The 24,581-nt window shown below is 43.0% G+C and carries 16 protein-coding genes; 6 read left to right on the top strand and 10 right to left on the bottom strand.

Annotated features, from left to right (window positions below):
- Positions 1-265 precede the first annotated feature (265 nt).
- Positions 266-490: a hypothetical protein gene (locus V7K32_RS24430; protein ID WP_334996794.1), complete on the top strand. Its 225-nt coding sequence runs from the start codon at positions 266-268 to the stop codon at positions 488-490.
- Here the strand turns inward: V7K32_RS24430 and V7K32_RS24425 are convergent.
- Positions 487-810 carry a thioredoxin family protein gene (locus V7K32_RS24425; protein ID WP_334996792.1) on the bottom strand — a complete coding sequence of 108 codons (324 nt, stop codon included), beginning with the start codon at positions 808-810 and terminating at the stop codon, positions 487-489. The two genes, V7K32_RS24430 and V7K32_RS24425, sit on opposite strands and share 4 nt — an antisense overlap.
- A 1,759-nt stretch (positions 811-2,569) precedes the next feature.
- On the opposite strand from V7K32_RS24425, the gene hetF reads away from it, so the two are divergent.
- Positions 2,570-5,047: a cell division protein HetF gene (gene hetF, locus V7K32_RS24420; RefSeq protein WP_334996790.1), complete on the top strand. Its 2,478-nt coding sequence runs from the start codon at positions 2,570-2,572 to the stop codon at positions 5,045-5,047.
- 568 nt (positions 5,048-5,615) lie between these two features.
- Here the strand turns inward: hetF and V7K32_RS24415 are convergent.
- The 4 genes from V7K32_RS24415 to V7K32_RS24400 all read right to left on the bottom strand — a co-directional run bounded on the left by V7K32_RS24415 (position 5,616) and on the right by V7K32_RS24400 (position 9,224).
- Entirely contained in the window at positions 5,616-6,239 is a 624-nt protein-coding gene (locus V7K32_RS24415) for a Uma2 family endonuclease (protein ID WP_334996788.1), read from the bottom strand.
- Between the two features lie 52 nt (positions 6,240-6,291).
- A complete protein-coding gene (locus V7K32_RS24410) occupies positions 6,292-6,915 on the bottom strand; it encodes a Uma2 family endonuclease (RefSeq protein ID WP_334996786.1) in 624 nt (207 codons plus the stop codon).
- 89 nt (positions 6,916-7,004) lie between these two features.
- Positions 7,005-7,823: a type 1 glutamine amidotransferase gene (locus V7K32_RS24405; RefSeq protein WP_334996784.1), complete on the bottom strand. Its 819-nt coding sequence runs from the start codon at positions 7,821-7,823 to the stop codon at positions 7,005-7,007.
- 42 nt (positions 7,824-7,865) lie between these two features.
- Positions 7,866-9,224: a Mur ligase family protein gene (locus tag V7K32_RS24400; RefSeq protein WP_334996782.1), complete on the bottom strand. Its 1,359-nt coding sequence runs from the start codon at positions 9,222-9,224 to the stop codon at positions 7,866-7,868.
- Between the two features lie 560 nt (positions 9,225-9,784).
- Between V7K32_RS24400 and V7K32_RS24395 the strand changes: the two genes are divergently transcribed.
- The gene (locus V7K32_RS24395; RefSeq protein ID WP_334996780.1) at positions 9,785-10,372 is read left to right on the top strand and encodes a thylakoid membrane photosystem I accumulation factor; all 588 of its coding nucleotides are present in this window, start codon (positions 9,785-9,787) and stop codon (positions 10,370-10,372) included.
- A 183-nt stretch (positions 10,373-10,555) separates the two neighbouring features.
- Positions 10,556-11,164 (top strand): hypothetical protein, encoded by a 609-nt coding sequence (locus V7K32_RS24390; protein ID WP_334996778.1) that lies wholly within the window; start codon positions 10,556-10,558, stop codon positions 11,162-11,164.
- 66 nt (positions 11,165-11,230) lie between these two features.
- Here the strand turns inward: V7K32_RS24390 and V7K32_RS24385 are convergent, their stop codons facing one another.
- A complete protein-coding gene (locus tag V7K32_RS24385) occupies positions 11,231-15,487 on the bottom strand; it encodes a PAS domain S-box protein (protein WP_334996776.1) in 4,257 nt (1,418 codons plus the stop codon).
- Positions 15,488-15,900: 413 nt separating this feature from the next.
- Between V7K32_RS24385 and V7K32_RS24380 the strand changes: the two genes are divergently transcribed.
- Positions 15,901-16,539 carry a histidine phosphatase family protein gene (locus V7K32_RS24380; RefSeq protein WP_334996774.1) on the top strand — a complete coding sequence of 213 codons (639 nt, stop codon included), beginning with the start codon at positions 15,901-15,903 and terminating at the stop codon, positions 16,537-16,539.
- 47 nt (positions 16,540-16,586) lie between these two features.
- On the opposite strand, the gene bioF is transcribed toward V7K32_RS24380, so the two are convergent.
- The 4 genes from bioF to V7K32_RS24360 form a co-directional block, all read right to left on the bottom strand.
- Positions 16,587-17,771 carry an 8-amino-7-oxononanoate synthase gene (gene bioF / locus V7K32_RS24375; RefSeq protein ID WP_334996770.1) on the bottom strand — a complete coding sequence of 395 codons (1,185 nt, stop codon included), beginning with the start codon at positions 17,769-17,771 and terminating at the stop codon, positions 16,587-16,589.
- A 44-nt stretch (positions 17,772-17,815) separates the two neighbouring features.
- Complete coding sequence (gene ruvA, locus V7K32_RS24370) at positions 17,816-18,448, bottom strand: Holliday junction branch migration protein RuvA (protein WP_229453137.1); 633 nt, start codon at positions 18,446-18,448, stop codon at positions 17,816-17,818.
- Positions 18,448-19,206 carry a sucrose-phosphate phosphatase gene (locus V7K32_RS24365; protein ID WP_334996768.1) on the bottom strand — a complete coding sequence of 253 codons (759 nt, stop codon included), beginning with the start codon at positions 19,204-19,206 and terminating at the stop codon, positions 18,448-18,450. Before V7K32_RS24365 ends, ruvA begins: the two co-directional genes overlap by 1 nt.
- Before the next feature lie 239 nt (positions 19,207-19,445).
- Positions 19,446-23,171: a PAS domain-containing protein gene (locus V7K32_RS24360; RefSeq protein WP_334996766.1), complete on the bottom strand. Its 3,726-nt coding sequence runs from the start codon at positions 23,169-23,171 to the stop codon at positions 19,446-19,448.
- A 300-nt stretch (positions 23,172-23,471) separates the two neighbouring features.
- Here V7K32_RS24360 and V7K32_RS24355 point away from each other — a divergent pair, with 300 nt between their 5' ends.
- The gene (locus tag V7K32_RS24355; protein WP_334996764.1) at positions 23,472-24,476 is read left to right on the top strand and encodes a chemotaxis protein CheB; all 1,005 of its coding nucleotides are present in this window, start codon (positions 23,472-23,474) and stop codon (positions 24,474-24,476) included.
- Positions 24,477-24,581: the final 105 nt, after the last annotated feature.

The following is a 24,581-nucleotide window of genomic DNA, read 5'->3' as shown; positions in this document are numbered from 1 at the left end:
ACTTCCAAGAAATAAATTATCCAATCTTGTGGGGTGGACAACATGAGCGCCTTTGACTATGGGCGGGCGAGACGCCCACCCCACAATAAATAGTTGTATATTTTTTTATTTGGAAGTCCCTAAATGGAGAATTGGGAATTAGGCATGGGGAATAGGTGGAAGAGTTCTTAATAACTCCTAACTCCAAACTCCTAACTCCTAACTCCAAACTCCTAACTCCTAACTCCTAACTCCTAACTCCCCCAATCAGCACTCAGCACTATTTATGAGCATTACACTTACAGGTACAATCGAACGCCGTGACATTGGCACAGGCGCATGGGCGTTAGTTACAGAAGAGGGCGTTACTTACGAAATCCTCAGAGGGGCTGACAAAGACTTGCTCAAAGCCGGACAAAAAGCAAAAGTTAAAGCACAGGTGCGTGAAGATATCATGACAGCTGCCATGATTGGCCCTGTCCTAGAGGTTAAATCTTTTGAGTTAATTTAGTTTTGACTAGCTGGGGAATTTAGAACCTCTTGAAGACGGCTTCTAAACTCCCCTTTGGGATGGCCTCCTTTTACTTCACCCACAATCTGAAATTCCCCTTCTGGAGAATTGCAGATGATGTAAGTAGGCCATCCCATTTCTGATTTATCGGGATATTGACTTAATAAAATCTTGCGATACTTACGGTAAGTAGCGGTATCCTGCATTTTTACATCAATAAATTCTAAACCCAGTTCTTGTGCCACCTTTTTGTCATAAAAAGACATTTTGTGGCAGATGCCGCACTCTTCAGAAGAGAACTTAATTACAGCTAAACTCATGGGTTGGGGACTCTTTGATTCTAGGCAAACTTTTTTAGCATAATGCCATGACATATTACCATATAGCTGGTCATTATGGGCAACTTAATAGTAAAATCCTGAACTAATAATCTTTTTGTCCTTCCCTGCTTTTAATTTTTGGGAGTAAGGGTCAAAATGTAGAAAAAAAATTAAGAATTATGATTAAATATCATAGCAATCATTTTGGTATGGCATCTCTAGCTCATAATAAAAAGAAAGCGATTCAGGGACGGGGCGATCGCGTTATGCTTTATCGTGGTAACAGAAGGTAAATTGACTCCAGTTATTTAGGCGATGACTAAGGACAAGCTGCTACGCGTCTAAGCCAAAAAAAACCCCCAGTAGGTGTTAGCCAACCAGGGGAGTTAGTTATCAGGGTGCATCTACCAATTAAATGTTCTCAGGTTCAACACCATACTCCGGATAAATTTGTACAAAGGTCAGTTATTTTTTTAAATAAAAAACCCCAGTTGGTGTTAACCTAACTAGGGGAGTGAGTTATCAGGGTGCATCTACCAGTAATCTTTTCTAGGGGCAGCCAGTATCTTCGGGAAAAAATCGTCAAAATTGGGGTTGATAGCAATGTCTAGGACGGGCTATGCCAAAGCAACTAGAAAAAACCCCCAGTGGGTGTTAGCCAACTAGGGGAGTGAGTTATCAGGGTGCATCTACTAATAATCTTTTCTGCTGTAAATGGGTCGCTACCGGATAAATTAGCAGAGGTTAAAGTTGTTACTGTTTGTTTATCAAAGAAAAACCTCAGAGGGGTTAGTTATCAGGACTAATTTGCCAATTAAATGATTGGTGTGCTGCCCTAAATAATCGGTGTGTTAGGGATAATTGCTGCTTTAAGAATTACGCACAAGATATCCCCCAAACCCCTGAAAAAGTTGGCTCTTAGAGTTCCCCCTTTTTCAGGGGAGCCAGTACCTTGCTCTTAGCGTAGCGATCGCAACGTAGGAATGTGTAGGGTATGGAACTACTGAAAGGGTTCCCTGCGGACTATTATATCAATTTACGAAAATCCTGATACTATATAGATTTATCGTAAAGGCCAGGCAATGCCATGCCCCAAGATAGCGTATTTGTATCATTATTAAACTGAAATGGTATTAAAGCTTGCTAGCAAGAGCGTCTTTGAACAAGAGAAGCAACTGGCGTAAGCTTATTTAGATATAGGTTTCAGGTTTTTAGTGCGTAAGTTTTGTGCTTACTTGCTTCATAAAAAAACCCCCAGTGGGTTTTAGCCAACCAGGGGAGCTAGTTATCAGGGTGCATCTACCAATTAAATGTTCTAGGTTTAACCACCATGCTCCGGATAAATTTCTGAGAAAATTGATTGTTCTCCTGTGTCAAAAAAACAAGAGTGGATATTAACTAAATTAGGGGAGTTAAAAATCAAGGGACATCCTATCTACTAATCAAGTATTCTAGGGTTAAGCACTATTTTCTGGTAGAGAATATCTGCGTCAGAAGTTGCTGTTGTTTGCCAAAATAAAAAAAACCCCCAGTGGGTTTTAGCCAACTAGGGGAGTTGAAGATCAAGGTGCATCTACCAATTAAGTGTTCTAGTCGCAAGTAATCCAATCCGGATAAAGTTGTAAAGGCAGAAAAAGCAAAACAACTAGAATTCAGAAACATTTAGGGGTGGGATGCATCTAATTTATCAGAGGGAGCGAAAAATCGACTTGAAACTTTCGCGTTTCAAACCAGATTTAGGAGGCAAACAGGAGAAACTGTGACCCAGGAATTCCACATTTCGGTAACTCCTGTAGGGCGAAATGACTACTTGGTGCGGACGGAACAAGTCGCGCCTGGAGTCCCATTGGCAGAAGAATTGGTGACTTGGCCTGTAGCTGATTGGTTGACAACTGCTGGACATTTGATGAATGATCCGTTGAACTCGGTGTTACAGGGAGATTTATTCACCTCTGGCGGACACGAAAGCGATATCGCCAAAAACTCTGTTAATTTGGTGGCCTTGGGTCAACAATTTTATAACGCCCTATTTCAAGGCACTCTCAGGGATAGTTGGATTACTGCTCAAGGTATTGCCCAGAACCATCAACAAGTACTACGCTTACGGTTGGGGCTAAAAGACACTAGGCTAGCTCGTCTGCCTTGGGAAGTAATGCACGCAGGCGATAGGCCTCTGGCTACTGGGTCTTATGTCGCTTTTTCTCGCTTCCAAAGTGGAATTTTGGGAGTTTCGCCAATGCTATCCCAAAATATGCCCACACCACTACAACAAGGTAGTGTAAAAGTATTGATGGTAATCGCTTCTCCCTCAGATCAAGTCCGCCTTGACTTACAGAAACAGGAAGCTATCAAACTGCAAGCAGAACTCCACCGGATACCACGAATTCCTGAAAATAGCAATCGTTTTCCAGAAATTGAACTCACTGTCTTAGACCAACCAGGGCGGGAAGAACTGACGCAAGCTTTAGAACAAGGTAGATACCATGTTCTCCACTACTCTGGTCATAGTAACTTAGGTTCCAATGGTGGAGAAATTTATCTTGCTAGTCGCAGAACTGGCTTAACGGAAATCTTGACTGGAGACGATCTGGCTGGTTTGCTGGTCAACAATAATATCCAAATGGCAGTGTTTAACTCCTGCTTGGGGGCGTACACAGCTGCATCCGATCCCTCTGGAGATACTGGGGAACGAAATCTGGCAGAAAGTCTGGTGAAGCGCGGAATTAGAAGCGTTTTGGCAATGTCAGAACGGATTCCTGATGAAGTGGCGTTGACGCTCACACAATTGTTTTACCGCAACTTGAGTCAGGGATATCCAGTAGATTTGTGCGTTAGTCGGGTACGCCAAGGATTAATTTCTGCCTATGGTTCTCACCAGATGTACTGGGCATTACCGATTTTGTATCTCCAGCCAGAATTTGACGGTTTTCTGAGCCAGGAAATTGAGTTATCGGAAAGTGCAAAGCCCAACCAGTATGGTTCGCCTTTAGGTATAACTTCTACAATGTACTCTGCTATGGCAGACGATAGCGAGATGCCTTTAGGAATGGAGGATATGATTCCTTCTGGTTTGGCGCGTGATTCTGGGTTGGACTGGCTAGGTGAAGATACTTGGGGCGATCTTGTTGATGAAATTGAGTATGATGACCCAAGCTATGCAGAAGATTGTGCGATAGTTTCGGATTTGTTTCGTCAGCTAGATAATCAAAAAGATCCAACTGAAGTGGATCAACAAATTTCAGAAAATAGTTTTCAGCAAAGCCAGGTTTCAGAAGAAATGACTTCTTCGCAAGAGGAAGCAGACTTGTGGGGAGAAGCCCCAGCGCCGCCACCTCAAACTGCTGGAAACTTTGAAAGAAATAGGCAAAATTCTGCTGATTTTTTGCGCTCGCAACCACCGCCAGCAAGACCTCGTACCGAACGCCGCCAGCTGTGGCCGCTTGTGGGTATTGTAGCAATTAGTACGTTAGTAGCTGCGATCGCTTTAAATTCGTGGTGGCATCGACCCCAGCAGCTAATGCCTAATATACCAGTAATTCCTACCCAGCCTTTACCCATTAAAAAGCAGCAAAATGCCGACTTACAAACAGCAGAGACTGGAATTGTCACCGCCACCGCTACAGAAAAATTGAGTCAGGGCGACTTGCAAAGTGGGTTATTGGCTGTAGAAGAACTACTCAATCGTGGCGCACTGACTGCGGCTGAAACTGCCCTGAAACTGATTTCAAGTAAACAAGCTGACGATCCATCTGTCAACTTTTACAAGGGACGATTAGCATGGCAGTCTATCCAAGCCGGAAACAGTAATTATAGCGTCGATGATGCCCGCCGTTACTGGGAAACTGCGGCAAAAGCTAACCCCGAATCGCTTTTATATAATAACGCTTTGGGATTTGCTTACTACACTGAAGGCGATCTAAATCGAGGTAATGACTCTTGGTTTAAGGCTTTGAATTTAGCTCTTAAAAAGCAGAACACAAACTCAACATCTACAGTCCCTCAAGATGCTTTAACTTCTTATGCTGGTTTAGCTCTCGGATTGTATAAATCTGCACTGAGTCAATCTAATGGTAAGCAGACACAATATTTAAATGAAGCGATCAAGTTGCGACAATTGGTAATTAAGTCTGATCCAGTCAACTTTCAGGTAGATAAATTAGCTAAAAATTGGCTGTGGACAGAGAAGGCGATTGAAGATTGGCGATCGCTCCTTCAGCAGAAAGGTGAAGAACGGTAATCGTAATTCGTTGCAAGTAAAAAGGGCGGTTAGAAACCGCGTCTACACAGGCAAAACCCAGCTCCGTGGGTTTCAAACCTTCAATTCTTTCTTAGTCCGCGGAGGCGGACTTTGTTTGTATAGCCGCGAATTCCATTCGCCGGGGCTTTTATTTGTTGCCTTGAAACTGCTTAATAATATTGCTAATTAAAGGCAACTGTTCCAGCCTTTTGCTTCTAGTTGTCGAAAATAATCCCTAATTGCCTCAATGCCTTTTTCAACAATTTCTGGCGGCGGCTTTTCGATCGGGTTGCCGCTTAAATTCAGGGAGGTGAGGCAGGCGGGCGATCGCTTCTGGCACTGTCGTTAATTCATTGTTGCTTAAATTTAAAACGGTTCGGTTAAGAATATTTGTAGGTTGGGTTGAACATTCGTGTTACCCAACAAACTCCACAAGATGTTGGGTTTCGTTCCTCAACCCAACCTACACATTATTTTCATTTTTTGGGCTTAACCGAACCGTATTGGAATGAGTCTTTGATACTCGTGAACGAGTCTTTGATGACTATTTTACTTTTTTACTTGTTTTTTACGCGACTTCTCCAGCCCGAAAAATCTGTTCAGCAGTTAAATTCAAATCTGGGAACGCTGGCGACTGAATGCGATCATTTCCCCGAAATTGCCTAACTTGATACTCACCTTCAATTAGTTGGTAAATCGAGATAGTTGGTTGTTTGGGATTGCCAATAAAGCGCCTACCACCTAAACCTAGATAGTCTACAATCCAATATTCAGGTATTCCGACATCTTCATATTTACCTGCTTTGGTAAAATAGTCGTCTCGCCAGTTGGTACTTACTACTTCAATTACTAAAGGAATTGATGCAGCTTGGCTTACAGTAGATTCTTTTTTCCACAGAGGTTCATTTACTAAATTAGAGTTATTTAACAACAGTACATCTGGTAAGTAAGCTGCTTCGCTCTGATTAGGTTTAATAAATGCTGTTTTGGGGATGAAATAAGGTAGTTTTAAACATTTGTATTCTGTAACTATTTCCCCAACTAAAAATCCAACAATCTGTTCATGATCACCTGTGGGAGGAGCCATTTCAACAATTACCCCATCATGCAGTTCATAGCGTTGTTGTGGGTTTTCTGGATACCAGGCGATAAATTCATCAAATGTTACTAGTTTGCGTAAGGTTTGAGTCATACTTTGCTCTTACTTTAAAGTCAGATAAAATTTTAAACCTTAGCGACCTAAATTATGCGACTTCTCCAGCCCGAAAAATCTGTTCAGCAGTTAAATTCAAATCTGGTAAGGCTAGCGACTGAATGCGATCGCTTCCCCGAAATTGCCTAACTTGATACTCATTTTCAATTAGTTGGTAAATCGAGATAGTTGGTTGTTTAGGATTGCCAATAAAGCGCCTACCACCTAAACCTAGATAGTCTACAATCCAATATTCAGAAATACCTAAAGACTCGTAATCTTCTAGCTTCAAAGCATAATCATCACTCCAGTTGGTAGAAACAACTTCTACAATCAACTTAACTGAACTACCCCGCGTAATGATAGATTCTTTTTTCCAGCGTGCTTCATTGCTAACAGCTTGTCTATCCAGAACAATGACATCTGGTTCATAACCTGAATCAGTGTTAACTGATTTGATGACGCATTCTTTAGGGATAAAACAAGGAATAGACAAACGTGTGATTTCAATAAACAAAGAACCATTGATAAACCCAGCTATCTCTGAGTGCATTCCTGTTGGCTTAGGCATTTCAACAATTACCCCATCATGTAGTTCATAATGCCTGTCTGAAGATTCGGGATACCAGGCGATAAATTCATCAAATGTTACTTGTTCAGTTAAGGCTTGAGTCATGCTTTGCCCTTTGTTAATTTAAAATTAGAGGCAGAGTCTCCTGAATTGCGTTCCCTGTGAAAGTCAGGGAACGAGAAAAACCCGAAAATTTAAACTTTCGTGGTAGCAGCACTTGGTAAACTGACTTTCAACCGTTTAAACATCGCTTCTCGTGCTTGTATAGCAAGGCTATCGTCAAAAGGTTCTAAGGTAATTTCCTGCTGATACTTTAGCCGCAAGGCTGTTTGAATTAACCAATCGGCAACAAAGGGATTTTTCGGTAATAAAGGCCCATGAGAATAAGTAGCGATCGCATTCTGATAAAATGCTCCTTCTGTCCCATCTTCACCATTATTTCCCAAACCATATACCACTCGCCCCAATGCTTCCACTTTTCCCAATTTGGTGCGTCCGCCGTGATTTTCAAAGCCTACCAAATATGGTGTGCTACCCGTCATCTCTTTTAAATCTTGCGCTAGGCGTGAAGCTGTCACTTCAATTACCAAGTTACCAATACAGCGCTTAGTATTTTCACCAGGATGCACGGAAACCAAATCGAGTATTCCTAAACCATCAATCCGTTGTCCTAAGCTTGGTTCATAATAATGTCCCAGTAATTGGGGGGAACCACAGGTAAATACTCCTGGTGTTCCATTTTCGATTTTCTCACGCATGGCGTCAGCTTTCGCACCTTGCAAATCACGCATGACAATTTCTTGCTGACGGTCTTGTGCGCCACCACCAACGATGACATCTACAGTTTTAATATCTGCGGCTGTGGCATTTTGATCTAGGGGTAACACTTTAACATCATATCCCCGCCACTCGGCGCGACGTTCTATAGTAATTACATTACCGCGATCGCCATAGGTACTCATCAGTGTTGGATATAACCAACCAATTGTTAATTCTAAATTTTCAGAACTCATAAATTTAGGGAATGGGGCGATGATAAATGACAAATGACAAATTTAAAGAATTTTCCTCCCAATCAAGACTTCTCGCACTTCTAGCATGGCTGAGTAGGTGGGCAGAATGTGCAAGGTTTCATTCTCTGGTGTATGTTGTAATGCAGTAGCGATCGCTTGTCGCAAATCTTCTTCCACAATTAAATTTAAGTTACTATCAGGGGACTTTTGGCTGTAACGTAGACGTAGTGCCAGATCATAGACGCGATCGCCACTAACTACTAAAGTCCCGCCACGTTCGACTAATTTCTCGGTATCCACGTCCCAAATCCAGGATACATCAGTACCATCGGGCGTGCGATCGTTCAAGACTAGCAGTGTGGTTTTATCTGTGCTTTGAGTAACTACGCGAATGGTTTCATTCGTTCCCACAGGATTTTTTGATAATAATATCCGCACTCGTTTACCGTTAATTACCAAATCTTCAGCCCGACCAAAGGCAGCTTGAAAGGTATTAATAGTATCTCTAATTGTTACTTCATCAACTCCTAACTCAATAGCCGCAGTAGCAGCCGCTAAAGTATTATATTTGTTGTACAAACCAACTAGAATTTGCGACCATTCACTACTTTCTAGAGTCGGTTTACTTTTAGTAAAACCACACTCTGGACAAGTAAAATCTCCCAAATGAGACAAATAAACACCCTTGTAATCTAGAGAATGTCCACATTTTGGACAATAAATAGAATCAACGGCGTGAGGAATTGCTTCTAGATAATGTTCTGGTTCATTCAAGCCAAAGAATAACACCCGTTGGGGTAACTGCTGACCAAGGTTAGATAAAGTTGGGTCATCAGCATTGGGAATTACCACCGTTTCTGCTGGTAGGGTAGAAATAACTTTTGTCCAACGCTTACTAATTGTGTCTACTTCGCCATATCTATCGAGTTGGTCGCGGAACAAGTTTAAACAGAGAATAATTTGCGGCTGGAGTGGCGTTAATACTTTTGGTACAATATTTTCATCAACTTCCAAAATGGCGTAATCAGCATTTAGCGTACCTAGTAAGTTCGTGCTTTCTAACAGCGCAGTCATCAAGCCATTTTCGAGATTTGCACCTGTAGAATTATGAGCGATGTGGTAGCCTTTGCGTTCTAGGATTGTGCATAAAAGCAGCGCTGTAGTGGTTTTGCCATTAGTACCAGCAATTAAAATCACCCCGTTTTTAACTTGCTGACTCAATAATTGTAAAATGCGGGGTTCAATGCGACGAGCGATGGAGCCTGGTAATACACTACCAGCACCCAGACGGAGCGTAGGCGCAGCCCGTCGAAGACATCGCACAATAAACGTCACACTTTTTGCCACTGACACCGCGAAACCCAATCGCAGTCTATCTATGAATTGTATTTTGTTTCCCACATCTGTACCCTAGTCGAATGGCAGTTGCTAATTAAATCAGTTACCAGTTATCAGTTATCACAGTATACCTGTTGGGGATTTGACCTTAACTGTTACCTACTGTCTTTGTGAGAAGTCTCTTACTTCAATCCAAGATAAATACATCACTTTCTACTCTCTACTGAAAACTATTCACTGTTAAAAGTGCAAATTTAATATGCGTGAGTTTAGCGAATCCTGGCTAAAAAAGCCAGCCTTGACATTACGAAAAAAAAGATGCGGATGGAATAATTAATAATTCGACTCCCCATCTCCCTCATCTCCCCCATCTCCCAATACGCTTGGGTTAAGGATTTTGGGTTAAACCTGTAGAGACGCGAAATTTCGCGTCTCTACCAAAGATTTCGGGCTTAACCCAAGCGTATTGCCCCATCTCCCCCATCTCCTTGATCCACTTGCGAGAGATAATCTCAGTAGGCGTTATCTTAAAAAGTAGTGCGTGGGCGTAATTACATATCCAGCCCAGTTTGCCGAATTCAGCACAAACTCACAACAAGTAGTAGCTTGCAAGGTTCCTTTTGATGAATAGCACAAAGTTTCTTTTTTTACATAAACAAATTACTGGCTGGCGAAGGTGGTTGTCCAAATGCCTGTTGTTGCTTGCAAGTCTTTTCATTATAAGTATGCAACCTGCTTATGCTGGTCTTAATAATGATTTATATGATGGCAATATCTTTGTCGTTTATGCTGGCAATGGTTCATTGGTTCCTCCCAGACAGACACTAGCACAGGCTTTAGCGGAACATAAACCCATATTTTTGGCCTTTTATTTGGATGACAGCAGCGATTCTAAAAGATATGCCATTTCCATTTCACGGGTACAGGAATTCTATGGTCGGGTAGCAGAGATTATGCCTATTAATGTAGATGCTATCCCGCTTAAACAGACCTATAATCCTACAGAAGCAGGATATTACTATTCTGGGGGTGTTCCTCAAGTCGTGGTGTTTAATAAATCAGGTGAGGTAGTTTTAAATAAAAAAGGTCAAGTACCTTTTGAAGAGATAGACGATCAATTTCGTAAAATCTTTGATTTAGTACCACGCACTGAAACAGCACAGCTAAAACGGCGAGCCTTTAATGAGTTTAGTAGTGAGTTAGCTAAATAACTTATGGGGTAGGCCAAGTTGGTCTGCCCTACTTTTTAGTGATATCTGTTACTACATTGCCGCCGATATCAAAGCATAATATTAAAATATCCGTGTTTACAGATTAGAAAGTTAATTCATAGTCTATAGTCCATAACAAATGACTAATGACTAATAACTAATGACTAACTAGAGTGTATTCTAATGTCAAAAGTTTACACCGCCCAGGAGCTAATTCAAATTTTGGCAGCCGAACGCCAAGCCTGCCTCAAGGGAAAACGCCTAAAATTAGAAATACCAGTCTCTGGTAATCCTGTAATTGACCAGTTTCTCATGACTGATGGGCTGCAACAGTTCACCGCCTATCAAGATTTCAAAGCTGCAATTCATGAATATCAGAGGGAAAATCAAGTTTCAGGTATTATTTGGCGTGAGGTAACAGTCAAAGGTAAAAACTTGAACTATCCCGAAGTAGACAGCGAGTTAATAGCTCTAAACAGTGACTTAGAGATATTAAAAACTGCTAGAAATTCTATTGTAGAATTTTGGTATGAAGTCTCTATGGGGATGGATTTATACTTGAGTTTCAATAATAATAAACAGTACCAACAAATTGTCATATCTGATGTAGAAAGAATTGTTCAAAGAACAGAATGGGCAGGTTTGTGCAAGTGGGAAAATTCTAGCTTTTTGGAAATAATTTTGCAGCTAGGATGGGGTAAACCAGAAGAAGCTTGTTATAAGCGAGGAAGACCGCAATCGGGTAGTGAATATATTCATGCAGTCAATCCTGGTAATCGTCCTATTGGTTGAGGCAGTTCTTGCTGGGGGCAGATAGGGCTATTTCATTCTCATCTAGCCCCTGCCCCCCTGCCTCTTTTAAGATTGATTCTGTCCGATGAGATTAACGATCGCAGTAGCTAAATCTGCTGGATCAACGGGTTTAGATAGGTGTTTTTGAAATCCTGCTGCCATTGCTTGGTTGTAGTTAATTTCTCCAGCATAAGCTGTCAATGCGATCGCAGGAATTTGCCCGCCTTGTTCTGGTGGTAATTTTCTCATCTCGCGCAGCAGCATATAGCCATCCATTAAGGGCATTCCAATATCGCTTAACAAAATATCTGGCTTTGATTGCACAAGTATTTCCAGCGCTTCACTTGCTGATTCAGCTACTGTTACAATTGCGCCATATTGTTCTAGCGCAAAGCTAAAAAACTCTCGCACATCTGCTTGATCGTCCACAAGCAAGATTTTTACTCCAGCAAGTAATGTGTCGTCAGTGCTAAGTTCTGCTTGAGAAGCTTCACCACTCTCAACTCGCAACTCAGAATTTTTGAGCAAAGGTAGTCTGACTGTAAATGTTGCCCCAAGTCCTTCTCCCAGACTATCTGCCTGAACTGTACCACCGTGAAGTTCTACTAGATGACGCACAATTGCTAGCCCTAATCCCAGTCCCCCAAATATCCTGGTTGTCTTGGCATCTGCTTGTCGAAAGTAATCAAAGACGTAGGGCAAAAATTCCAGCATGATTCCCTTACCTGTATCAATCACCTGGATTTGGGCTTCTAACCCAACTTGCTCTAGACGCACTTCTACTCGTCCTTCTGTGGGTGTGAATTTAACGGCATTGGAAAAGAGATTCCACATTACTTGTTGCAAGCGATCGCCATCACCCAAAACTTTGCCAATATTAGGACTTAGCACCGTTTTAATTTCAATTGATTTGGCTTCGGCTGCTAAACGGACTGTTTCTAGTGCAGCTGCGATCGCTACTTTCAAATCCACTGCATAAAGATTTAACCTGACTTTACCTTGTAAAATCCGCGAAACATCAAGTAAATCTCCAATCAGTTGGGTTTGTAACTTGGCATTACGCTCGATTGTTTCCAATGCCCGGATTCTCGTGGGTTCGTCAAATTTGCGGGTTCTAAGTAACTTCGCCCATCCTAAAATGGGATTTAGGGGAGTTCTAAGTTCATGGGAAAGGACAGCGAGGAATTCATCTTTAATTCGGTTGGCTGTCTCGGCTTGCGCCCTGGCAGTTTTTTCGGCTTCGTAAAGTTGAGCGCGGGCGATCGCTTGTGCACACTGTTGCCCCAGTGTCAACATAAAACCCCGGTCTTCTTCGTTAAATATTTGTCCAGTAGTAAAGCTTAATCCCAAAGCCCCAATTACTTTACCTTCTGCTACCAAGGGAATAGAAGCCCAGGCATTATTCCCTATAACAGTCACAACATCTGCTAAGTCGGGATATCTAGCAATCATGGCTGCTAAATTTTCTAAAAAAATCGGCTGCCCAGTTCTGACTGTTTCTGCTATTTGGTTAGATGCTGTGATGGGAAAAGTTGTCCAAGTATTTATAAGTGTTTGCGGATAGCCAATTGCTTGCACAACTTTTAGGGTAGTACCGGACTCAGTAAGTAAGACAACGGAACCACCAGTAGCTTCTAAGGCGGTAATGCCTTGGTTCACCACTACATCGGCTACCTGTTGTGGAGTTAGGGCTTCTGAGAAGGCAGCAGTTATTCTTTGTAAAAGTATGGTGCGATTGACAGACCGTTGAGTTTCCTGGTATAATCTAGCGTTGTCAATGGCTGTCGCCGCCCGCCGAGCAATATCTTCTCCTAAAGCTAAGTCTGTTTGTTCGTATTGCCGACCTGACTCGGCGGTAAAAAAAGAAATTGCTCCAAATAATTGCCCACGGGAACGAACTGGAATCACCATGAGAGAATGAATACCCAGACTTTGCAGCAATTGCAGATGTTCATCGTCTTCAGCCATCTGTAGAAGATGAGAGTTAGATAATTTGGGATAAAAGACAGATATTCCTAAGCGTAGCTGTTGTACAAGCTGTTTGGCTTTGATTTTGGGTGGATAACGCCGTCGGATTTGGTCTAAAGTATTTAGTTTGGTGGGATCGGCAATTGCGATCGCAATTTGTTTACTTGACCAATCTTTCTGGAAAACATCTACAATACACCAGTCGGCTAAGGTTGGAACTGCTAGATTAGCCACACTTTCCAAGGTGATTTCATAATCCAATGAGGCAGCTAGTAGGGTGCTGGCTTCGACTAAAAACTTTTGTGTGGTTTCAACTTGTTTGCGCTCGTGCAGCGCGACTTGGCGTTTGCTAATATCCTCAATAATGCCCAAAGCATACTTTGGTTGTCCCTTAGTATCCCAAACTGCTGATGAAGTTAGGTTTACCCAAACAATAGAACCATCTTTGCGGATGTAGCGCTTCTCTAGGGAATAACCACTAATTTCTTTGGCCAAAACTCGCCGTCCATTTTCCCAATCAACTTCTAAATCGTCAGGGTGGGTAAGGGACTGAAAGTTTAATTGGATTAACTCTTCATGGCTGTATCCAGTAATTTCACATAGGGCAGGATTAATTTGCAGAAATTGCCCATCCAACGCTACCAGAGTAATCCCGACAGCTGCCTGGTTGAACATTGTTCGGAATCTTTCTTCGCTTTCTCGCAAAGCACCTTCTGTTTGCTTTGCTGCTGTCACATCTGCCAAAATAATCCCAATTCCTACCGTTTCCCCCATTGCGTTGTTGACTGGATAATAGTTGCCCAGCCAGTAGCCATAACGTTCTGGTTGTTCCCTTGTCTTACCACTGATTTCTACATTCAGCAGGGGTTCTCCAGTATCCAACACGCGCTGTAACTGTAGCTCCTCCTTACCCGCCATCTTTGGCAACACTTCGCCAAATTTGCGTCCTAGATGTTCTTCTATGGTCAAACCATTAATGTCAGCAAAAACTTGATTAATTCGGATATATCGCAATTCCCTATCTAAAAAGCATACGGCAACGGGAGCAGCTTCTAAGAACGCATCTAGAAGAGATAGAGATTCGGCATAATCAACTAAAGCCTTGTGGATATCTCGATAAAGTCGGGCATTTTCCACTGCTAAGGCAGCCCGATGGCTAATATCTGTTGCTCCCGTTAGGTCAGTGCGATCGTAGCGACGGTTTGATTGGGTGCTGACAAAGCTAATAGTGCCGAGGACTCGCCCTTGTGCAATTAACGGCACAATCATCACAGATATCCCCAATTGCCGAACCAGTTCTAAGTGTTCCTGATTCTGAGTATCTGCCATTAATAACGAGTCAGATACCTCTGTTATTAATTCGCTTTGCCCCGTTTGCAATACTCTAGTAATTGCACTTACACGCTTGTAATCTGTGGCATACTCCTGAAGTTTACGCGCCAACTCCGGTTTCGATGGGTCTGCATGGGCAATGGGTAGACGGCGAATAGAACCATCTTCATTTAAAATATCAACGCTACACCAATCAGCTAGCTGGGAAACTGATATTTTGGCGATTTGTTGTAAGGTTTCTTCGTAATCTAGGGAAGTAGAGAGTAAACTAGTAATTTGGGCGATATAGCGGAGTCTTTCTTCAGCCTGTTTGCCCTCAGTAATATTTACACCTACACAGGTAATACCCTGAATGCTATTGTCTACATCCCTTAATGGTTCAACCAGCAAATCGTAGTAACGGTTTTCTCCACCAATTGTCAGATAAACCTCTTGGCGGGTTGAAACACCAGTCTCTAGTACCTTCTGCTTAATTGCCTTCAATTGCTCTGCTACTAAGGCTGGAAATAATTCATCATCAGACTTACCCAGCATTTCTTCAGCAATGTCTAGACCTTGAGGATTATGAATCCACTGATATCGTAAATCGCGATCCTGCTGAAAGATAGCGATATCTGAACTACTTAACGCTAATCGAAATCGTCCCTCACTAACTTTCAGCTTTTGCAGATTTTCATCAGCCCGACTTTTAGCAGTTTTTAATGTCTCACATAAGATGCTAAAGAGCAATCCTTGTAATGCAAACAACCCAATTCGCAGAAAATTAGATAAGTCAAAATTCAGATCGTAAGCTGGGGGGAGAAAGAAGTAATCGCTCAGTAACGCAGACAAGCCGGTTGCTAACAGCCCTGATTTCAAACCACCATACCAAGCACTCACCATTACAGCGCTAAAAAACAGCAAGAAAGGAGTTCCACTCATGCTTAACCAGGGGTCTAGCATCAACATCAGCACTAATGCAAGTGCGACAATTAATACAACAATGCTATAACGCAGTAACTGGGAATAACGAATATGGGGCATGAAAATGTTTTGGAATAACCAATACTTATTGCAAAGGCTCTATACACCCTAAGCTAGTTTGCAATTTTTAGTAATTTATCTGTAGATAGATTTTTATTTATTTAGAAAACTTCTTTTGTCAGAGGTTAATTACCTGGTAATATAGTATTTAAAGCCAAAATTTATTACTAATATTCTATATCCATAACATCGGTTTGCTGCTGATAAATACTAAATTCCAAGAAATGCTGTTACCCAAGTTTATAAAAACTATCAAAATAAATAGCTAAAACCCCTACTTTTGTCTTTGCTTTCAAAAGTTTGTGGTTGATTGACTTTTTTAGTTGATTACTTTGTCCTTCTGTCACATACTCGATTGCGAGATTGATGGTATTTTATTTTTGCACTCCTTTTTCCCAATCGTGATACAAGCTATGACACTCAATTTATATTTACTGCGACATGGAGAAACTAGTTTTAGTCAAAGTGGTAATTTCTGCGGTGAAACTGATGCGGAGTTGACAACAGAGGGGATGCAGATGGCATCTGGTTTTGCCGATGTTTATCAAAGCTTGTTGTGGGAAGCAGTTTATGTTAGCCCAATGAAGCGCGCAATTGCAACTGCCAAACCATTTTGTGATGCTATCGGTATGGATATGCAGTTGCGTGACGGACTTAAAGAAGGTAGTTACGGCGAATGGGAAAGGAAGAGTAAATCGTTTGCCCAAGAGAATTACGCAGAAAACTATGTAAAATGGTTGACAGAACCGGCTTGGAATGCACCTATTGGTGGAGAAACTGCGGTAGATATTGCTAACCGTTCTATGCCTGTAATTGCTGAAATTCAAGAAAAACATCCCCAAGGTAATGTTTTAGTAGTTTCCCATAAAGCTACGATTCGGATTATGCTTTGCAGTTTACTGGGAATTGATTTGGGACGCTATCGCTATCGGGTGAATATTTTGGTCGCGTCGGTAAGTATGGTTAAATTTGACGTTAATGGCCCTTTGTTAGAAATATTAGGCGATCGCTATCATATACCCGATCATATTCGCTCTCGTCCGGGAACATAATACAGCATCAACAGGACTCTCTTCAATTAGTTCCCAACCTACTGCGATCAATTCACATAATATGCGCTGTAATTGACATCCTTCAGCACTGCTACCAATTTTTCAATATGTGCTGCTTCATGAGTTGCCATTAAAGATATTCTAATTCGACTTATAGGCACTGTGGGGGGGCGAATTGCTGGGGCAAAAATGCCAGCATCTCTTAGCTGTTTTCCAGCAATGAGTGCATTTGTCGCACTGGACAATTGAAAACATAATATAGGTGATTCCGAAGGCAGTAATTTTAAATTAGGTAATTGTTGCAGTAAATTTTTCAAGTAATGTACATTTTGCCACAATTGGGTACGGCGTTGCGGTTCTTGTTGGACTATTTTGATTGCTGCTAAAGCCGCCGCCGTATCAGCCGGTGAAAGTCCAGTTGTGTAAATCCAAGTGGGTGCGCGGTTCCGTAAGAAATCAATTAGGGCGCTACTTCCTGCTACATATCCGCCTAGACTACCTAAAGCTTTACTCAAAGTGCCAACTTGAATTAACTGCTTTCCCGTACATCCAAAATGTTCGACACACCCAGCGCCAGTTTTTCCTAGTACTCCAGTGGCATGAGCTTCATCAACTAGCAGCATACAGTTAAATTCATCAGCGATCGCCAACAGTGCTGGCAACGGACATAAATCGCCATCCATGCTGAAAACAGTATCAGTAAGAATCAAACAGCGTCGGTAGTTTTGTCGCTGTTGACTCAACTGAGTTTTTAATAGTGCCATATCACAGTGTGGGTATTCCACTAATACTGCACCACTGAGAATCGCTCCATTTTTCAGACTGGAATGATTGTACTGGTCAGATAAAATTAAATCACGCTTGCCTACAAGGGCAGTAATTGTACCCAAATTGGCTAGATACCCTGAACTAAATACCAAGGCATCTTCTGTTTGTTTGGTAGATGCGATCGCCTCTTCTAATTCTCTGTGTAATTGTCGTTGTCCACTGAGTAATCTAGAACCAGTACTACCAGTTCCAAATTTTGCGATCGCAGCAGTTGCGGCTGTCATTAACCGCTCATCCCCAGTTAATCCCAAATAGTCATTGCTGGCAAAATTAATTACCTCTTGCCCAGCTAAAACCACCGTTGCACCCGGACGACCGTGGATTGTTTGTACTGAACGATACCAGTCAGCCCGATGAATTGTTGCTAAGGACTGTTCTAGCCAAGCATAGGGGTTGGTGGGCATGGGGGATGGGGGGAGAATGACAAATAACAAATGACAAATGACAATTAAACTTGTTCGCTGCTAAGATGAGCGATCGCTTGTTTAATCCAATCTTCTACATAGGCGTCTTTGGGTAGTCCAATGTCTTCGCTGACGACATGCAGGGCGTGACTGACCTCATGGGCAGTATATCCTAAGGCGAAGAGGGTCATTTGCACCTCTTCGAGAATTCCTGGTGCTGGACCACCTGTGGCGACGAAGAACCCGGCTGATTTGCGCCACTCGACTAATTTGCTTTTCAGTTCCAAACAGATGCGTTCAGCGATTTTTTTACCGACACCGGGAGCCTGAATTAATATTTGTGTATTGCCGGCGATAATTGCTTGGACTAAATCTGGTAGTTCCAGGGTGTCTAAGAGGGCGATCGCTAAGGCTGCACCAATACCGGTAACAGTCAGCAAGTGACGAAATAAATCGCGTTCGGCTGGGGAAGCAAAGCCATAAAGTAACGGCACTTCTTCACGAATTTGGAAATGGGTAAAAATTTGCGTTACTCCTCCCGACTCTGGTAACTGGTTTGCTAGCCGTTGGGGAACTTGCAAATCATACCCCAAGCCATTCACTTCCAGAGTCAGAATCACGCGATTAGCGCCAATTGTTTGGATACCAGCGACTATACCTTTTAAATAACTAATCATTACAAAAAACCAAAATAATTTAATCCTTCGATAATTCCACCCGCACAAAAACATGAAGCCAGGTAGCGGTGTTCAGAGGGATGCTCATTGTGCCATTGGAGTAACTCTTTTCGGGCATTCCCCACAATGATTCCCCGTGCGTTGCTTACAGCAAATAAAGCAATATCATTACCCGAATCACCACAGACAACTGTTTGTTCTGCTGCAAATTTCCACTTCTGGCGTAAAAACTCCATTGCCTGACCTTTATCGCTGCTATGGGGTACAATGTCAAGGTCAATACCGCTACTGTAGATTAACTTTACATTTAAATTAGATTTCTGCAACTCTGCTTCAAGTTGTGGTATAACATTCGCAGATGCATCCTGTTCTAGAAAACAACTCACTTTAAAGGGACGCTGTTCGGAATCTGGTTGACGAACTAATTCAGGATATTTTTTTGTAATAGATAAGACAGTTTCCCGTTCCCATCCCGGAGAGAGAATTTCTGACCAGCCGGAGTCGGGAGTATCAGTACCATCAAGGTAAATTTCTGTACCTACAGACAGGACGAGGGCATCGGGTTGCAAAAGATTTTTTTGAGCTTGGAGTTCTTTGTAAAGTACAGGCGATCGCCCAGTAGAATAAACAATTTTCGTACCGTATTCTTGCCGATGTTGACTTAGTAGTTGATTTAGTTCTGGCAAAGCGCTGTCATCGCCCACAGTGCGATACACGAGGGTATCATCTAAGTCAGTGACAAAAAGAAATTTAGCCATAACCACCTTTTAATGTTTCGTTTTACATCAAAAAGTTTATGTCCTTTTTGCACTTATCTAAATAAAAGATAGATGTAGTCTGGCTTAACAAAAAACTCAGCAGACAGAGTTGAGAACCGTAGTTTTCACCCTCTCCCTAAATCCCTCTCCCAAATCTGGGAGAGGGAGTTTGAAATTCTGGCTCCCCGAATCTCAAATCTGGGATTCGCGGTTGGGCGATGAGGGCAACCGAATTATTTTCAGGAAGGGGATGGTTTACTATGTGCAAGTGCTACCACAGCTTGAACTAACTCTTCTGGATCAAGGGGCTTGATAACGTGGCGTTGATAGCCACTGATTATGGCTTGCTGATAATCTTCAACTCTGGCATAAGCAGTCAAAGCGATCGCGGGAATCTTTCCGCCTTTTTCGGGGGTTAAAGTTCGGATTTGTTGAATCAGGGAATAACCATCGACTTCGGGCATCCCAATATCACTGATTAAGACATCGGGTTGAAAGGACTCTAGGTTTGTTAACACTTCTGCCGCAGAGGAAACAGTCAAGACTTGCGCTCCGTATTCAGCCAGCAATACTGTTAATAGCTCACGCGCATCAGGATCATCATCAACTGTCAGCACTCTAATCCCCGTAAGTTCGAGTGCTTGTTGTGACAACTCATCTCTCTGGTTGATTTCCGGTTGAACATTCAGCAATGGTAACTGGACTGTAAAGGTGGCTCCTAAGCCAACACCTGGACTATCAGCCGCGATCGTGCCGCCATGAGCCTCAACTAACTGCCGGACGATCGCTAACCCCAATCCCAACCCGCCATACTTGCGAGTAATTGAGACATCTTCCTGACGGAATGATTCAAAAATATAGGGGAGAAAGTCAGGGCTAATACCTTTGCCAGTGTCGCTGACGATAATCTGCGCTTGATCGTCGGTTTGCTTTAGTCGGATTTCTACGCGTCCGCCTTTGGGAGTAAACTTGATAGCATTAGAAAGTAAATTCCAAACGATCTGTTGCAAGCGGTTGGAATCTCCAGAAACCTGCCCAATATTCGGCAGTACTGGATGTAATAGTATTGATTTAGCAATAGCTGCTGTACTTACCGTGTCGATCGCAGATTCAATCACAAATGCCAGATTGACAGGAGCGGCATCGATGCTGAGTTTGCCGCGCAGAATCTTGGCGACATCGAGCAAATCATCAATCAGTTGAGTTTGCAGTTTAGCGTTGCGTTCGATGGTGGCTAAAGCTTCAGCTGTTTTAGTTGCATTAAATTTGCGAGTTTGCAGCAGTTTTGTCCAGCCAAGAATCGGGTTGAGAGGCGATCGCAATTCGTGAGATAAGATAGCTAAAAACTCATCTTTGATCCGATTGGCGCGTTCTGCTTCAGCCCTGGCTGTTTGCTCTAGCTGGAATAGGCGATCGCGTTCAGCTTCGAGTTGTTTTTGCGCTTCGATATCAGTTGCACTGCCAAACCATTTGAGAATTTGACCTTGCTTATCCTTTTGCCCAATTGCTTGGTGTAGATGCCAGCGATAGACACCATCTGCCCGCCGCATCCGACCTTCGGCTTGATAAGAAGTACCCTGTTGTACTGCCTCGCTCCACTTTTGAGCCAGAATAATTATATCTTCTGGATGGATAACCTCTTTCCAGCAGATGTTGTGGGTTTGTTCTGGCGTTAATCCTGTGAATTCCAACCAACGTTGATTGACATCGATTAACGCTCCTTCTGCGTTGGCTGTCCAGACTAATTGCGGGATTAATTCTGCCAAGCAGCGATAGCGTTCCTCGCTTTGGCGTAATGCTTCCTCTGCTTGTTTGCGGTCAGTTATATCATGATGGATGCCTGCCATCCGAAGTGCATTGCCCTGTTGATCGCGCAAAACCACTTTTCCGTGGTTGGCAATCCATTTCCACTCCCCAGACTTGGTTAACATCCGATATTCAAATTTGTAAGACACCGAATCGTCCTGAAGATGAGCATTCAAGCGTTCCATCACCCAAACTTTATCCTCAGGATGAATCAGTCGCTCCCAACTGCTAAAGTTCCCAGGTAACTCTCCTTGCTCATATCCCAGCATTTCCAGCCATCGGGAACTTAAATAATCTTCATTGGTAACAATGTTCCAATCCCATAAACCGCCACCAGAACCTTCCAGTGCCATTTGCAGGCGTTCTTCACTGTCTCGCAGGGACTGCTCTACCTGTTTGCGTTCGCTGATGTCTTCGGCAATACCTGCAAAGCGATAAATCTCTCCTGTTTCATCTCGAAGTGGAAAGCAGCGATCGTGAACCCAGCGAATACTACCATCGGGTAAAATAATCCGGTATTCCTGATCAAATTTACCTACGACAGCTTTTTCATGAAACGCTCTATCAGTCGATTCTCGATCTTCTGGGTGGATACGCTCGACCCATGATTGTTTTCCTTGATACAATTCTTCCGGGTTTAATCCCCACAGGCGTTGATAAGCAGGACTGACATAGCTGACTCGATTTTCCGACACTTCTGTGATCCAGAATACTGCATCAATATTTTCTGCAAGTTGCCGGAAACGTTCCCCACTCTCGCGCACAGCATCGGCTGACCGTTTGCGTTCGGTGATATCTATATCAATACCAGCCATCTGCATCGGTTGCCCCTGTTGGTTGTAGAACACCTTGCCTTGACTCAGTGTCCACCGAATCTTACCGTTGGGATATACTACCCGAAATTCAATGTCATAGTCTTCTCCAGTGGCGACAGCATGAGCTACATCTGCCAGCACGCGATCGCAATCGTCAAGGTGTAACCGCGCCACAAACATCTCCAATGAGCCGTCAAACTCTCCTGGTTGCAGTCCAAATAAGGCTTCTAGGTTATCTGACCAAGAAATTTTTCCCGTCTGGATGTTCCAGTTCCACGTTCCCATCCGAGAAGCTAACAGTGCCAATCGCAACTGTTCTTCGCTTGACCGTAGTTGCGTTTCTACCCGTCTGCGCTCGGTCAGCCCATTCTGTACCTGCTCATAGAGTTCCGTCTGCCGAATTGCAATGCCAACTTGACTCGCCACTTCTTTAACCAAGTCAATCTCTAAGGGCTGCCACCTATGTGAAGAAACACATTTATGCACAATTAGCAACCCCCAAAAGTAGTTACCATAAATAATCGGTACGACCAGATTAGCTTTCACTTGATCAGCTAACAATTCAAGGTCGCACGGGTCAATAGTGCTATCCTGAATATCAAATATTGCTGTTACGTCTTGACTATAGCGTTGGATATAATCTTCAATAAAGGCGGGATCGTAGCTTATTTCTTGTCGATTCCATGCAAGGTAGTTTTCAGCGAGGCAGGGATCATATATAGTCGAGGAAAGCAGCGATCGCCACTCTGCCCCAACCGATTCTGCTACGACTGTACCATTGCCGTCAGGTTTGAACCGAAAAACCAAAACCCGATCGGTGTGAAGAAATTCTCTGACTTGGGTTACGATTGTCTGGAGAATTTCATCCAGATTCAGCGACTGGTGAATTTTCTGGATAATATATGAGACTACGCGCTCTCGTTCAATCCGCTGTTGTAGTTGGGTGTGTAGTCGCACTGTTTCAATTGCCCCATTGATTGCTATTTGCAGCCCTTCTGGGGTAATTTGCTCTTTGACAATATAATTTTGTGCGCCCGCTTTGATCGCTTGAAGTGCGATCGCTTCATTGGCCTGTCCGGTGACGACAATCACAGGTAGGCAAGGCTGTGGGGTCAAGAGTTGCAATTGAGCCAGAAATTCCAGTCCGTCCAGGTCGGATAGTCGATAATTAAGTAAAACCGCATCTGGCTGGTCTCGCTGCCACAGTTCTAATGCTTGCACTCCTAACGTTGCTTCCAGAATAGTATAGGAATATTTGCGATCGCGCAGCAAATATTGCTGATACAGTTTTCGATCTTCTGGGGAATCATCGACAATTAGGAGGATGCGCTGTTGCTGAGACATCGTAAATTAATTGAGCGGATAGAGTTAAAGCCCACATTCCGCAGATTATCATAGACAAATCAGTGTTTTGAAAATTGCCCTAAAATCCTCATTTATGTAAAGATTTTACCAGAGCTTCGGACTTCAGCCACGGGATGAAAGTTAGCTGAGTCTTTTAGGACTGGAGAGTGTCAATCCTCAAATGAAGAATAAATTCTCTTAAAGCTAGATGAGCAAATTCTTTGGCTGCGTTATGATCCTTACCACCAGTAAATGTGCTTTTGTTGCCCGCCCTGCTATGCTAGTGAAATCGTTACATTAATGCTTGAACAGAATATTATAGTTGTTGGAACATCAGCAGGTGGAGTTGAGGCGCTGACTTATTTAGTCAAGAATTTGCCGCCCGATCTCAATGCTGCTGTGATTATAGTTCTTCATGTATCCAGTCACGGTACGAGTGTTCTACCAAAAATATTAAGTCGCGCTGCCAACTTACCAGTGTCTCATGCTCATGACGGCGAAGCTATTGTTCATGGTAGGATTTATGTAGCTTTGCCTGACTACCACTTACTGGTACAACAAGGATATTTGCGTTTGGCGCGAGGAGCAAAAGAAAACCGTTGTCGTCCTGCCATTGATCCATTGTTTCGCAGTGCAGCGCGAACCTATGGGCAGCGAGTGATTGCTGTGCTACTAACAGGTATGCTTGACGACGGCACCGCCGGACTAATGGCTGTAAAAATGCGGGGCGGTGTGGCAATTATCCAAAATCCCGACGATGCAATGTATCCTGATATGCCACGTAATGCGATCGAAAATGTAGAGGATATTGACCATATTGTGCCACTTTCAGATATTCCTTCTATTTTGGTAGCTTTAGTTAATATACCAATCGAAATAGAACCAGAAAACCCCATACCTAGGAAGATGGAGTTTGAAACTGAAATAGCGCAATTGAATTTAGAAGCAGTAGAAAATGAAAGCCATCGACCCGGTAAAGCATCAACCTTTGGCTGTCCTGACTGCGGTGGTATCCTCTGGGAAGTCGAAGAGGGAAATTTGTTGCGCTTCCGGTGCCGCACGGGTCATGCTTATTCAGCAAGAACTTTGCTGGCCACGCAGTCTGATGCCATAGAGGAGGCGCTATGGATTGCTTTGAGGGCATTGGAAGAGAAAGCTTCTTTATCACATCGCTTGGCTTTAAGGATGGAGGCTCGCAACCTCCCATTGGCAGCACAAAGATTGAAAGAGGAGGCGCACTCTGCTCTTGAGCGCTCCGCCATTATTCGAGAAGTGCTATTGAAAGACGATGTAAACAAAGGTTGATTACTTATTAGGGACTGACAAATAAAAAAATGTTCCAAAACTGACGCAAAAACTCTCTCTATTTCTTCTCTCTGCGTTCTCTGTGCGGCAGTCGCTCATGGGGGA

The organism is Nostoc sp. (assembly GCF_036917635.1).
Taxonomy (GTDB): Bacteria; Cyanobacteriota; Cyanobacteriia; order Cyanobacteriales; family Nostocaceae; genus Nostoc.
This window is presented reverse-complemented; position numbering and strand designations above follow the sequence as displayed.